This window comes from Antarcticibacterium sp. 1MA-6-2, assembly GCF_021535135.1.
Taxonomy (GTDB): domain Bacteria; phylum Bacteroidota; class Bacteroidia; order Flavobacteriales; family Flavobacteriaceae; genus Gillisia.
Window position 1 is genome coordinate 1,065,334 of record NZ_CP091036.1, and the last position, 13,979, is coordinate 1,079,312.

The 13,979-nt window shown below is 36.9% G+C and carries 9 protein-coding genes; 4 read left to right on the forward strand and 5 right to left on the reverse strand.

Features of this window, described 5'->3' with window-relative positions; genetic code table 11:
* Positions 1-241 precede the first annotated feature (241 nt).
* The 4 genes from LZ575_RS05425 (at position 242) to LZ575_RS05440 (ending at position 8,858) form a co-directional block, all read left to right on the forward strand.
* Positions 242-1,825, forward strand: coding sequence for an IS1182 family transposase (locus LZ575_RS05425; protein WP_235329611.1), 1,584 nt, complete (start codon positions 242-244; stop codon positions 1,823-1,825).
* Between the two features lie 550 nt (positions 1,826-2,375).
* A complete protein-coding gene (locus tag LZ575_RS05430; RefSeq protein ID WP_235329613.1) occupies positions 2,376-3,671 on the forward strand; it encodes a hypothetical protein in 1,296 nt (431 codons plus the stop codon).
* Positions 3,672-3,894: 223 nt separating this feature from the next.
* Positions 3,895-4,926, forward strand: coding sequence for an MG2 domain-containing protein (locus tag LZ575_RS05435; RefSeq protein WP_235329615.1), 1,032 nt, complete (start codon positions 3,895-3,897; stop codon positions 4,924-4,926).
* Positions 4,927-5,147: 221 nt separating this feature from the next.
* Positions 5,148-8,858 (forward strand): carboxypeptidase-like regulatory domain-containing protein, encoded by a 3,711-nt coding sequence (locus tag LZ575_RS05440; protein ID WP_235329617.1) that lies wholly within the window; start codon positions 5,148-5,150, stop codon positions 8,856-8,858.
* A 14-nt stretch (positions 8,859-8,872) separates the two neighbouring features.
* Here LZ575_RS05440 and LZ575_RS05445 read toward each other — a convergent pair whose 3' ends face one another.
* From LZ575_RS05445 to LZ575_RS05465, 5 genes are all read right to left on the reverse strand, one after another.
* Entirely contained in the window at positions 8,873-9,976 is a 1,104-nt protein-coding gene (locus tag LZ575_RS05445) for a sensor histidine kinase (RefSeq protein WP_235329628.1), read from the reverse strand.
* Between the two features lies 1 nt (position 9,977).
* Entirely contained in the window at positions 9,978-10,745 is a 768-nt protein-coding gene (locus LZ575_RS05450) for a LytTR family DNA-binding domain-containing protein (protein ID WP_235329630.1), read from the reverse strand.
* A gap of 316 nt (positions 10,746-11,061) precedes the next feature.
* Entirely contained in the window at positions 11,062-11,619 is a 558-nt protein-coding gene (locus LZ575_RS05455; protein WP_235329632.1) for a hypothetical protein, read from the reverse strand.
* Between the two features lie 388 nt (positions 11,620-12,007).
* Positions 12,008-13,093, reverse strand: a complete 1,086-nt coding sequence (locus LZ575_RS05460; protein WP_235329634.1) for a Gfo/Idh/MocA family protein — start codon at positions 13,091-13,093, stop codon at positions 12,008-12,010.
* A 90-nt stretch (positions 13,094-13,183) separates the two neighbouring features.
* The gene (locus tag LZ575_RS05465) at positions 13,184-13,969 is read right to left on the reverse strand and encodes a hypothetical protein (RefSeq protein WP_235329636.1); all 786 of its coding nucleotides are present in this window, start codon (positions 13,967-13,969) and stop codon (positions 13,184-13,186) included.
* Positions 13,970-13,979: the final 10 nt, after the last annotated feature.

Consider the following 13,979-nt stretch of genomic DNA (forward strand, 5'->3'; position numbering starts at 1 on the left):
TTTAAAAAGTTTACATTCACTTAAGCGTGATTTACAATTGCGATTTAATTTTCGAAATTTTCCTTTGGGGTAATTTGCCTAAGGTCTCTTATAAAATGAGTGCCAGCGGGCGAGCTTGATTGTCCGCAGGACAATCAGGCGTAGCAAGAGATTCCGGACCTTCGATTTGAGACTTAAATAAGCATTGTTTTTAAATACTGTGCCTGTTGCACAAGTTACCGAAATTAGGTAATTTCATGGAATGCAAGGCAAAAAAGACTATCAGGAAAAACTCTTCACTTCCTTTAGGTTAAGTGATCGAATCCCAAAAGAAAATTTTTATCGCAGGTTAAAAGAGGCTCTCAACCTGGATTTCCTTTATCCACTCACCCACCAGTTCTATGGGGAGAGCGGACAAAAAAGTATCGACCCCGTGGTGTATTTCAAGATCTGCCTGGTGGGATATCTTGAGAATATTACTACAGATCGTGGCGTAATGGATCATTGTGCAATGCGGCTGGACATCCTTTATTTCCTTGGGTATGATGTAGATGAAGAACTACCCTGGCACAGCACCATAAGCCGTACCCGAAAGCTTTTTAACGATGATGTCTTTGAGGAAGTATTCACCCGGGTTTTTAAACTATGTGTAGAAGCAGGATTGGTAAGCGGGCATACACAAGCCATTGATTCAGCTCCTGTTAAAGCCAATGCTTCTATGGATAGCCTGGAGCTTAAAGTCCCGGCAGAAGATCTTGAAGAGCATCTCTCAAAGCTGCGTGTGCAAAGCAGCAGGGACCGAAAAGCCAAAGAGAACAAAGCCCCTAAAGAACAACAGGAAATTACCGCCAGTAAACAAGAATTACAGGAAATTAAGAGCCGTAATAAAAGATGGAGTAAGGACCAGGATATGAAACCCGGTGCAAAGAACAAAGGCAGTAAATATACCAGCAACAAAACCCACTACAGCCCCACAGATCCTGATGCAAGGATCAGTGTCAAACCCGGAAAAGCCAGGAAACTTAACTACCTCTGCAATATAGCCGTAGATACTAAAGCCCACGTAATAACAGATGTACAGGCCTACCATGCAGATAAGAAAGACACAAAATATTTAAAGGATACTGTTACAAGATTGAACAGGCGTTTACGCAGGGAAGGATTGATCTGGGAAAATCTGCTGGCAGATGCAGGTTATAGCAGTGGGGAGAATTATGCATACCTGGAAAATAAAGGTCTTACACCCTATATTCCACCACACGGCACTTACAAAGGAGGACCTGAAGGGTTCCAATATTTTAAAGAGGGCAACTACTGGCTGTGCCCGCAAGGAAAAAAGGTAACCTTCCGGAAGCAGAAAATGGAGAATGGAAACTTAAAGGATAACTATTTTACTACAAGAGCAGATTGTAAAGACTGCCCAATAAAAAAAGCCTGCATTGGCAAGAGCCACGAAAAAAGGATCAATATTACCGCCTTTCGGGAAGAATACGAAAGAAATATTGAACGGGTAAAAAGCAGGCGTGGCCGCTATATGAAAGGCAAACGACAAGGCACGGTAGAACCCGTTTTTGGTACCCTTAAAGAATTCCTGGGACTAAGAAAAGTAAATACCATCGGAATTCGCCAGGCCAACAAATGTATGCACCTGGCCGCCATTGCGTATAACCTGAAGAAGTACCTGAAGTTTACCACAAGGAAAGTCAAGTCCGGGGCAAATGCCCTGCAAAAATGCCAAGACGCCGCTCCTTCTATTATAAAAGCTGAATTAATGGCTTTTCAAGCTGTTTTGATCCTCCTTTTTTCTTCCCAAAAAGTGTTTGTGAATAGAGCATCACTTGCTTAAAAAGCTTTAAATATAATAGGAAATCTTGTTTGTAGAGGAAATTATAGGCTTGTGCAACGGTTACTACTGTTGGGCCAAGTTTTCTTTAGTTAAAAAGGTAATGAAAAAACTCACCAGCTCTTTTCCCAAATTCGAAAATCATAACAGCCGATAAAATTATCAGTAGTACAATAAAAATGTATTTACTTTTTATCTTTTCCATATACATTCGGGATATTATTCCAAAATATTTGTTGTTTAAATTTTGAAATTCATTTATCATATCTTCAATTCCAAGTTTAATTATTTGTTCCTCAGTTCTCTTGAATTGACAGGAAACTGTTTAATTCTCCATTTTTTTATTTGGCAAAACGACCTTATAATTTTAAAATAGGAACAGAAAATTAATTACTCCCTCCTGTTAGATGAATTTTTCCTCGATTTGTTACGGTTCTTTGAGATATATTAATAGAAACTTTTCAAATGATCTCCTTCTTTAGGAATTATAGTAGTTTTTATTACCTTACAGATTCTACCGGAAACCCTACCCCCGGATGGCTTAATGGTACTTATGAAAAATATTCTAATTACAGCTTTGCTGCTGCTTACCTGTCTTACCCATGCACAGGTGGAAGAAAGTTCAGAAAAATGGCAGAAAATTGATTCTCTCGAAATTCTCGGCCTTGTAGAATCGGCAGATGAATTAACAAAGGACCTAATTGCTTCAGCTAAACAAAAGGAAGATCATCTCAACTTTCTTAAAGCAAAGATCTACCATTACAAATTTCATCAAATAAGACACGAGAACAGCACGAATTATATTCTTAATGATTTAAATGATGTTATAGAAAAAGTTCCTGCGCCCTACGAAAACATTCTTTTAAGTTACAAAGCAAGTTTTTTAGAACAATACTTTCAGGAGATCAGGTGGAAATCCCGTAACCGCAGTACTATAGATAATCCTGATTCCGGAGATTTGGAAACCTGGTCACTCCATAACCTTCAGGATTCTATACAAAGTATATTTGAAAAATCTTTGAAGCAGGAAAAGGAGTTGATTTCCACATTTACGGGAGAGGTAGAAACCCTGCTTAATCCTAACTATTTGAACAGGCAATTCAAGCCAACTCTTTTTGATGTATTGGCTCACCGGGCCATAGAATATTATTCCAATACCTCCAATTTTACCACTCCTAAACCACAGGGATTCTTTTCTTTAAACTCACCCGAACTATACTCCCCGACTCCCGATTTTGCCAGTTTTCCATTCCCTGAAGCATCTAAGAATACTTCGACAGTAAAAGTTTTGAAAATTTATCAAAAACTTGAAAAGCTTCATTTAGAAGAAAGGAATACTCTCCCTTTGATTTTCGCACAATTAAGTCGGTTACAATATGTAAATGACAACTATTCAGCGAGCGATAAATGGCAATTATTTAATACAGCTCTGGACAGGCTAAAAAAACGGTATAAAAACAAACAAGGGACCTCTCTCATTTTGGTTACCCGTGCTTTAGATTTATATGAACGTTCTATTGTAACTGATGAGGAAGGAAAACTCGAAAATCCCGATTTTCTTAAACAGGCCCTGTACCTGGCAGAAAAAATTACAAACGACTATCCCAATACTGATGCTGCACAAAGAGCTTATCAACTAATAAGCGCAATAACTGCAGTAAAACTGGATGCTAAAATCCCTCAAACTCTTTCGCCCAAAGAACCGGGAAGGGTGTATATTTCCTATAAAGCCCTGGATTCTTTAGAAATAAAAATTTTTCAAATACCCGAAAATTTTCCAAGCTTAGCTCACTTACAAAAAAAGAGATTCAATAATCCAGGGAATCACTCAAAAAGAACCGCTTTTTAAAAAGCAATATATTCTTCCAAAAGCCAAAGATTATAATCCCCATTCTACAGAAATTCTCATTCCAGGTTTAGAAAAAGGTAGTTACCTAATTTATCTTTCGGGAACAGAAGAGAAAAAAGGTTATAGTTTTGGTTTCCTGCAGGTTTCACAAATTGCTCTAACACAAAAGAATTTTGATAAATATGCTCTTTATCAAAGTCTTGACAGGGCCACGGGAGAATTATTGGAAGGTGTAAAACTGGAATTCTTTAATGAATATAGTTCTCCCTCAGTAAAATATACAGATAAGGAAGGCTCTGCCAATGAGGTAAAAACAAAATCTTCCAGCCGTTCCGGAAGAATTAGAGCAAGTATAAATGGAGATACTTTGAATACCAATTACTGGCCCGGGTATTTTCATGATTATGAGGATGAAGAGTTTATACCTTTGGCTAAGACGCTAATTTATCTTGACCGTGCTATCTATCGTCCCGGGCAGAAAGTTTTTTTTAAAGGAATACTATTAAAGCATATAAAGGATAAAACCACTACTGTTGCTAACGAGTATGTAGAAATATATGTAGACGATCCAAATGGAGAGGAAATAGCTTATTACAGACTAAAAACTAATAAATACGGATCTTTCAACGGAAGCTTTAGTCTTCCAACTTCAGGAATTACAGGAGAATTTGAAATTTATGCTGAAGAGGATACAGAAGAAGAGTCAGAATTTTGGAATGACATTCTGGATAATGGAGATTTTGGATATAATAGTCTCTCTTTTAAGGTGGAAGAATATAAGCGTCCCACATTTGAGGTGAAATTTGATGATATTAATGAAACATTTCATCCGGGAGACACGGCTGTAGTTTCCGGAAGTGCCAAATCGTTTATGGGTGCGGGTATTAGCAATACTAATCTTATTTACGAAGTCACACGTCAAAAACTAATTAGGAGATGGTGGTATTCCAGTTATGGTGATCCTGTCACAATTGTTGTAGATACCACCACCACAGATGCCGAAGGCAAGTATCAAATAACATTTCCTGTTATATTGGAGGCTCAGGAAGATTTAAATGAAAACTATTTATATAAATATAAAATAAAAGCTACTGTTGTTGATGTGACTGGTGAAACAAGAGAAGCTTCCACTTCCATTAAAATAGGAGCACAAAACCTGCTTACCAATTTGGTGCTGCCGGAATCTGTTATAACAGGTGATACCTTAGATCTCAAAATTGAAAATACCAACTTAAATGAAAATCCTGTACTGTAACAGGAAATATCAGGATCTTCAAGTTAATTGGGCCAGATAGAATATTAAAAGAACGTTTATGGGAAGCCCCGGAAATAAATTTAATTTCTGAAAAAGAATTTATAGATCTCTTTCCCGAAGAACCTTATAAAACTCAATTAACTCCTGAAGAATGGTCTAAAGGAAGACTGGTTTTTGAGGCAGAATATCAATCTGATGGAATTTATGAGACTGAAATCCCGATGCCTTTCGATTGGAAATCGGGGAAATATTTTATAGAAACTGAAAGCTACAATGGGGACAATACTTCTACTGCAAAACACACTTTTGATCTGGTAAATCCAAAAGGCAAGTATCTGCCAGATAATCAGCGGTTCACCTTCAGCATTCAAAATAAAAATTTTGAAGAAGACAAAGAAGTTCGCATATTACTCCAAACGGCATACTCCAATATTAATTTAGAAGTAGCAGCTTATGATGGCTTTAACAAGATTTATAGCCAATTCATTAACCTGGATGGGAATAGGGAAATTACAATTCCTTTTTCAGGTCTTTCTTCTCAGCAAATGGAAATACAGGTTACAGGTATTAAAAATAATTCTGCCATTGTAGTTACCAGGAGAGTTCAGCTTCCTCAAACCGAAAAAAGCTTAAAAATTGAAACTGAAACTTTTCGCAATAAGTTACAGCCCGGGATTGAAGAAACCTGGAGTTTTAGTGTTAAGAACGAGAAGAATGCTATACCTGATGCTGAAATTTTAGCCTCTATGTATGATGCTTCCCTGGACCAGTTCGTTACCCAAAATTGGAATACATCTACTGGTTTTGGCCCGAACCATCAGGGTTTTCCTACCTTCAATATTAACAATATAGGAAAAACGTTAGCCTTACAAAGTACATTTTCCCATACCAGGAGGTATCGTTCAACTGCACGAATATTTGACCAACTAAATTTATTCGGATTCTATTTTTCCAGTCCCAACAATTACAATTACCGGAGGTACCTCAACAATAAAAAAATAAAAGCGGAATCTACCACGCTTTCAGGAAATACCCGGGGAAGAGTTACCGATGAAGAAGGAATACCTTTACCCGGAGTAATAATTATAATTAAGGGAACAACTACTAGCACCGAAACTAACTTTAATGGAGAATTTGCTCTGGACACTAAAAAAGGGGATGAATTAATTATATCATTTATAGGATTTGCTTCCCAACATTATAAAATAAGCGAACAGAAGGAAATTTATATTGTCCTGGAGGAGGATGTGTCTCAGCTGGATGAAGTAGTTACTGTTGGATACGGTAACCAGGCTGTTCAAGAGGTTGCAGGAAGTGTAGGCAGTTTACTACAGGGGAAAGTGGCGGGGGTTTCCATACAGGAAAATCCAACAGGAAGTGAGACAAAAATTGTAATAAGAGGTGCTTCTACAGTTGATGGGAAGTCTGCTTCCATCTTTGTAATCGATGGAGAGATCGTTAGCAGTTACGACTTAAGCGAGGATGAAATTGCCAATATAGAATTTCTTGAAGGGGAAGCGGCAACAAGTATTTATGGTGCCCAGGCTGCAAATGGAGCAGTAATAATAAATACCAAAGCAGGATTAAGTAAACTTCAAAATTTAGAAACGAGGAAAAATTTTGATGAGACGGCGTTTTTTTATCCTAATCTTCAATTAGGAAAGGAGGGTAAGCTCCAATTTACCTTTACCTCTCCCGAAGCTTTGACTCAATGGAAACTCCGGCTTTTAGCCCATACGACAGGATGGACCACTGGAAAATTGGAAGCCACTGTGACCACGCAAAAAGAGCTGAGCCTTATCCCAAACCCACCACGCTTTTTAAGGCAGGGTGACACAATAACCTTTAAATCTAAAATAAATAATCTATCTAAAAGAAATCTTACCGGTACCGAAGTTTTACAATTATTTAATGCCCTCACTATGGAACCTATAGATGAGAACCTCGGGAATACAGTTAATACCAGAAATTTTAAAGTTGACTCAACCGAAAGTACAGTAGTTTCCTGGAAGTTGAATATTACTGAGGGAATAGATGCCGTTACCTATAAAATCCTTGCAAAGGCAGGAGATTTTACCGATGGGGAGGAAAATTTCCTTCCCGTTCTTTCCAACAGGATGTTGGTGAGCGAGAGCCTTGCCTTTTTTGTTCGTGCCGGGACCACAGAATCTTATACCTTTAAAAATCTGCAGGACAATTCTTCAACAACATTAGATCATCATAAATTTACAATTGAATACTCTTCAAATCCTGCCTGGTATGCGTTACAGAGTCTTCCATACTTAATGGAACCAAAGTTTGAATGTTCAGATCAAATTTTTTCCAGTTTATATGCTAATAGTATTGCAGGACATATTATGCAAAGCCAGCCTAAATTAAAGGAGGTTTTTCAATCGTGGAAAGGTGACAGTACTCTTGTGAGTGATCTTGAAAAAAATGAAGAGCTAAAATCTTTAGTTCTTTCTGAAACCCCGTGGTTATTGGATGCGAAAAATGACACTGAACAAAAAGAAAGATTGGCAGAGCTTTTTGACGCGGCCAGGGTTTCAAAAAATAATGATGACCTCCTGAAGAAGCTTTTTCAAATGCAGAATTTCTCTGGTGCCTGGCCATGGTTTCCGGGTGGAGAAGATAATTATTTTGTGACACGCTACATTCTTGGTGGGTTTGGGCATATGGAAGACCTGGGAATAAAATCTAATACTGAAGGCATGCTCGAAAAAGCTGTTGCTTACCTTGATAAAGCTCTTCTAAAAGCAGAAAAGCATCACCAGATTTGGTCGCCCAATTCAAACTCATTTTATAAAAGTATAAGTAGTCTTCATCATCTTTACGTCCGTCAATTTTTTCAGGATGAACATGCTTTGCCAGAAGATGTTGCTAAAATTTCCGATACAATTTTAGAGGTTCAAAAAGCTAACTGGCAGGAATTGGAGCTATACAATAAAGCTCTTCTCACTATAGTTCTTTCGAAGATGCAGGAGAAAGAGTTAGCCAGAACCATTATTGCCTCCCTCAAAGAAAGTGCTGTAAGATCTGAGGATTACGGGATGTACTGGAAAGAAAACCAGGTGAGCTGGTACTGGTACCGGGCTCCCATAGAAACGCAAGCTTTAATTATAGAAGCTTTTTCTGAAGTTGGCGGAGAAGAGGAAGCAGTGGAGGAAATGAAAATTTGGCTTCTTCAGAATAAAAGAACTAACCACTGGCCTACTACAAAATCTACTACAGAGGCGAGTTACGCACTGCTCATGCGGGGGAAGGAATGGCTGCAGGATAAAGACCACACTTCAATAAAAGTGGGGGGAAATGTCATTAAATCTGAAAATCTTTCTGAAGGTAATAAAGAAGCCGGAACAGGTTATTTTAAACTCAACTGGCAAGGAAATGCTATAGAAAATAGTTTTAGTAAAATTGAAGTAGAAAACGAAAATTCAACTGCAGGTTATGGGGGAGCATACTGGCAGTATTTTGAAGATCTTGATAAGATTCAGGAAGACTTTGACAGTCCTTTGAATGTTGAAAAAGAGCTATATTTAAATGTAAAAGGTAAAGATGGAGGTACAATAAAAAGAATTTCAGAAGAAACTCAATTGAAGACAGGCGATCTCGTAACCATAAGATTAGTAGTGAGAACTACAGCAGATATGGATTTTATTCACCTGAAGGACATGCGTGCCAGCGGATTTGAACCTACAAATGTTCTAAGTGAGTATAAATATCAGGATGGTGCCGCCTATTATGAAAGCACAAAAGACGCTGCTACTCATTTTTTCTTTGACACTTTGGCTAAAGGAACCTATGTCCTGGAATATACCGTACGGGCAAATAATTCCGGAAATTTTTCTAATGGAATTACCCTTTTAGAAAGTATGTATGCACCCGAATTTTCAAGCCATACTAAGGGATTAAGGGTAAATATTAATGAGTAGATTAATAATAATCCTTACAAAGGGATTTTTACAATTGTCTCAACTCCCTCAACACCTTCAGATTTATTTTTTATTTCGAAAAAGAAATTGTCGTTGTAAAGGTTTTTCAACCTGTCTTTTATATTTGCGAGGCCTACCCCCTTCTGCATTAATTCCGAAGAAGAAAGCTTTACAGGCTCTCCATTATTTGTCACTTTAACAATTAAATAATTTCCCAGGGACTTAACAGAGATTAGAACTTCCAGTTCGGTATGATTATAGGAATAACCGTGTTTAATGGAATTTTCTATTAATGGCTGTAACAACAAGGCAGGAACTTTTTTATTAAGAAGATTTTGATCAATGTCCTTTCTTATTTTAAGATCATTTGAAAAGCGAACCGTGAGGATGTTTAAATAATACTCCAGGGTTCGTAATTCCTTCTCCAGCGTAATTTCGTTGGTATCACTACAATATAAAATTTCCCTTAGAAAATCACTGAGGTCTGCTATTGTATCTTTTGCTTTGCCTGCATCAATATCTGCAAGAACAGAAATACTATTAAGAGTATTAAATAAAAAATGAGGCTGCAACTGGGAGGAAAGCATTTTCATTCTCGTGTTCACCAATTGAGTTTCCAGTAAGTTACGCTGCTTCTCTGTTTCTTTTACCTGCTTAAGATAATAGTAGGTGTAGATAATGAACACCATTGCAAAATAGATAAGAAAGTTAAGATCAATAACAGACATGAACCTGTGCACACTCTCCTCTATTTTATAATCTGAAGGATTAATATATCCTGTGATCATTCCAAAAAGATCGAAGATCATCCTGATTATTAAACCTATAAGTATAGATAAAATAGTATGAATTGTAATAATTTTTATCCAGGGATATTTGCGGTCCAAAAGTCTTTTCGTGCTTACAGAAATAAGGGTCATATAAGTTACTACGACCAACCAGTCTACCAGAATAGTGAATACCAGTAGATCCAGCCAGGATTCTTCATTCCCGCTGGGAAAATGAGCCCGGAAATAAGCCATTTTACCAACATAAATAATATCAAAAAGTGTATAAAATCCGGCTAAAAGAAGGACCAGATTGAGATCCAGATACTTTTTAAGGTGAAACTTACTCATTCTAAATTCCTATTTTTTCCAGGAACTGTTTTTTGTTGGATTTACTTATATGCAAAAGTTTGTCATCGCTCATCTTTACATCAAGCTCCGAAAATTCGGAATGAACAATTTCTTTTATATGATTTATGTTTATAATGGTGGACCTGTGTATCCTTAAAAAGATTTTGGAATCCAACATTTCTTCCAGGCTGTTTAAAGATTCCCTCAATACGAACTTCCTGGAATTAATTGTATAAATTTCTGCATAATAACCCGACGCAATGATATAAAGAATACTATAAGGATCTAAAAGCGCAGTTTTATTTCCTTGTTTTATAGGAATTTTAGCTGCCGGATTAGAGGCTTTGGCCTCTTCAGAATAGATCGTGAAGAGGTCTTTAATCCTTTTCTCGAAATTGGTATCAGCTTCAGTCCGGGAAATTTTAAGCACTTTATTAATTGTCCTAAAAAAACGCTGATCCTTAAACGGTTTCAGTAAAAAATCAAAGGCATCTACATCAAAGGCTCTGCTTGCATAATTATCATATGCTGTAACAAAAATTACAATGGGTTTAGGTGAAATTTGAATTTTTTGTAAAACTTCAAAGCCATTCATATCCTTCATATTAATATCCAGAAAGATCAAATTTGGCTTTAGTTTGTCTATTTTTTCAATAGCAGTTTTCCCGTTAGTACATTCTCCCAGCACCTCAATTTCAGGAACATCTTCCAGGAGGTTAAGGACTCTTTTACGGGCCAGCTCTTCATCATCAATAATTATGGTTTTCATATTAATCCTGAAGAGTGTTTAAAAGTAATATTTTATCATGACCTATTATTTTTCTGTCCAAACGATAAGTGGCTGATACTTCAAACAGGGAATTTAGTAAAAAAGCAGTTACAACACTTAAATCTGATGTGAGTTGACTTATTAATGCGGTGAACGATCCTAATTTTGATATGGAAGCAATCCATAAAAAGCTTTTAAGGGTATAAAAAAGTTATCCAAGGTTAACATCCGTTTGACTCTGACCCAGCGGTATCAGGTTGTGCTGAGGATCTCAGCCGGATGAAACTTTGGATAACTATTCCTGAGGTTTACCTTTCTAGAAATTGCCTGCAACTCCTAATTCCCGTGCTTCTTTGGTATCAAGTTTAACTTTTTTGCGGTCTTTGCCATTCTCCATAGTAATGCGGTAAAAATCTTTATCTACTTCTCCATTTCTGCCAAATGCTACGTGAACGTTTTTCACCATAGACCAACCTTTATTTTCTCTAAATAACTGCTGTGCAACGGCTTGTGGAAGAGAAACATTTTTAAAGCGTTGGTAGGCGTTTACAATGTTTCCTTCTTTATCATAATTAACTTTTAGTTCGCCCTTTCTACTTCGAAAACTTACAATATAAGCGTCAAAATCTTTGTTATTAGTTTGGGCAATTAGTTGGTTTACATTGAAATTTTCCTTCATAAATGCCATTGGATCCTTTTCAAATTGTCCCAGGTAAGATTCTTTTATTTGTGCCGTAAAAGTGTTTCCTTTATGGGTTACCTGAGTAAAAACGGGATTGTAATCTACCCTTGCTTCATTAAGTTCAATGACTCCCTGTGCATTTGTTATTAAAGCCGAGAATCCTAAAAAGAGAAAAATAACCAGAGTTTTCATAAGTGTTAAGTTTTAAAAGTTTAATATTTTTTTCGTGTAAATTTTGAGTTGAATTTGGTTCCAATTGTTTTACAGAATAAAAATAGATAACACCTCCAGTGTTTAAGGGAAGAAAGATGTGACCACCTTAATTGTGATAGCCAATAGTATATTTAATGCAGTAAAAGATTTAAAGGGAATCACCCCCCCCTGAAAAAATTAAAAATTTCTGATTTACAGGGTTTTGAATATATTTCACAGCATAAAAGAAGTAATTCACCTATCCTACGCTTTTGCAAGCGAGGAGATATGAACTTGATCTAAGGTGTGCAGTAAAATAAGAATGCCAAGAGAAAAGTATCTTCGATTTTAAACTATAAGCAGAGAATAATAAATATTGGAAAAAATATTACTCTAAATAAATGGTCTTTCCCTGAGCAGCAGATTTCTTTGCCGCTTCAAGAATTTCCACAACAGTTATATTAATAGGTAAGCCATAGAGGTTATTGACTTCTATTTCCTCATTTCCACGTACAATTGCAGCAAGAAAGTTGAAAGGATCTTCATAAATTTCACCGCTGTAGTTTAACTTTTTTGTTTCTTCGGGCGAGTTTGCAGCAACGCGATATTTTAATGTAGTTGCATCTTTTGCTACTGCATACCCAGTCACGCCGTACACTTCCATATCTTTCCTGGAAAAAGGCCAGTTCCAGGAAGCCTGGATAATGCACTGTGATTTAGGATACTGTAAAATAATTGTAGCTTCGTCATCTACTTTGGAATAGATTCCGGGTTTATTTTGGTTAATAACAGCTGTAACAGATTGGGGTTTTTCACCCTCCATTAACCAGGTCATAAGATTGGCTCCATAACATCCAAAATCCATTAATGCTCCAGCCCCATTTTTAACGGGATCTGTAAGGATCTCAAGAAATTCATCGCTTACCCCAATTTCCTTAGGACCTTCATGGCCATCATTTACGATAACTTTCTTTATTTCACCCAGTTTGCCATCTTCAAGCATGGTCTTTACTTCCCTGTTACTGGGATACCAGGAAGTTTCATAATTAGTAAGAACGTGAATTTTATGTTTTGCGGCTAATCTCTGAATGTCTTTGGCATCTTTTAAGTTTGTAGCCAAAGGTTTTTCAACCATGACATGAATACCACGAGGAGCACTTTTTCTTACAACTTCTATATGTTCATTTGTAGCACCAAATGCTGTCACAGCTTCAGGTTTAACCTTCTCCAGCATATCCTCAAGATCTGTAAAAAATATATTCGGGTTTAACTTATATCTTTCAGCATATTTTTTAGAAAGAGCTTTATTGGGTTCGTATATACCCACCAATAAAATATCTTTAGCATTTTCCCTGTTGAAGATCCAGTCTACGTGGCCATGGGTTAATCCTGCAACCGCGACTTTTACAGGTTCCTGCGGAAAAGCCCTGGAAGAAATAAGAAGTGTAAAAATAATAAGATTAAATGCTCTCATGGAAATATTTGTATGTTACCTACGGAAAAACCAAGATAATAAAACTCCACCTACCCCAACTGTATTAACAGTAAAATGACCAAATAGCTTTTATTCTTCTGAAATATTCTCCTGTAGCAGTAGTGCAGCACATAAATTAGCCAGTAAAAATCTCTCCTCAGGATCATTAGTATTAAAGTAAACCTTCCCATTATCTACCAGAGAAACTGCGGCAATAGAGTGATTCCTACTATTGAAGATTTCGTATCCTATTGATCCCAATAAAAGACTCTTTGGCCCTTTCTTTCCCTGCACTTTTGAAATTGGCTCAAGGGAATAATATGTATTTTCATCAAGAACTAAAATACCCCTGTACTTGCCGGGAAAGACCTGTGCTGCTTCATTATCTAAAATTAGTTGCCAGGGCTGCAAATTTTTGTTTAAAAATATCTGCAGATAAAAAAAGTTTTCTGATTTCAGAGAAAAACCAAGTATTTCCTCCAGAACACTACTTCTCTCTTCTAATTGAAGATCTTCAGAAGAAAATTCAGAAGCTGCGTATACATCACTTTCCTGGCCTGTAGAGTCTTTCATTTGGAAATGAAAGGTTTGATTGCGGTCAATATAATTTAGAGAAGGAAGATCGGGATAACCCGTCGTTCCTGCGTCTCCTACTGGTACCTGTAACCTGGAGTTTCCTCCCTTTGTCCAGGAACGTTTCACTTTTGAGGTTTCAAATTCCCCAAATTCCAGCTCTTGATTAATTAAAATACCCTGCCTGCCTTTTACAGCAAAAGTTTCAAGGTTTTCACTATTGGAAATAGAAAGTGCAGGTTGAACTGCTGCACATCCGGCAGGTAAGATTAAAAGACAAAAAATATAGAGTAATGTTCTCATAATTAAAACT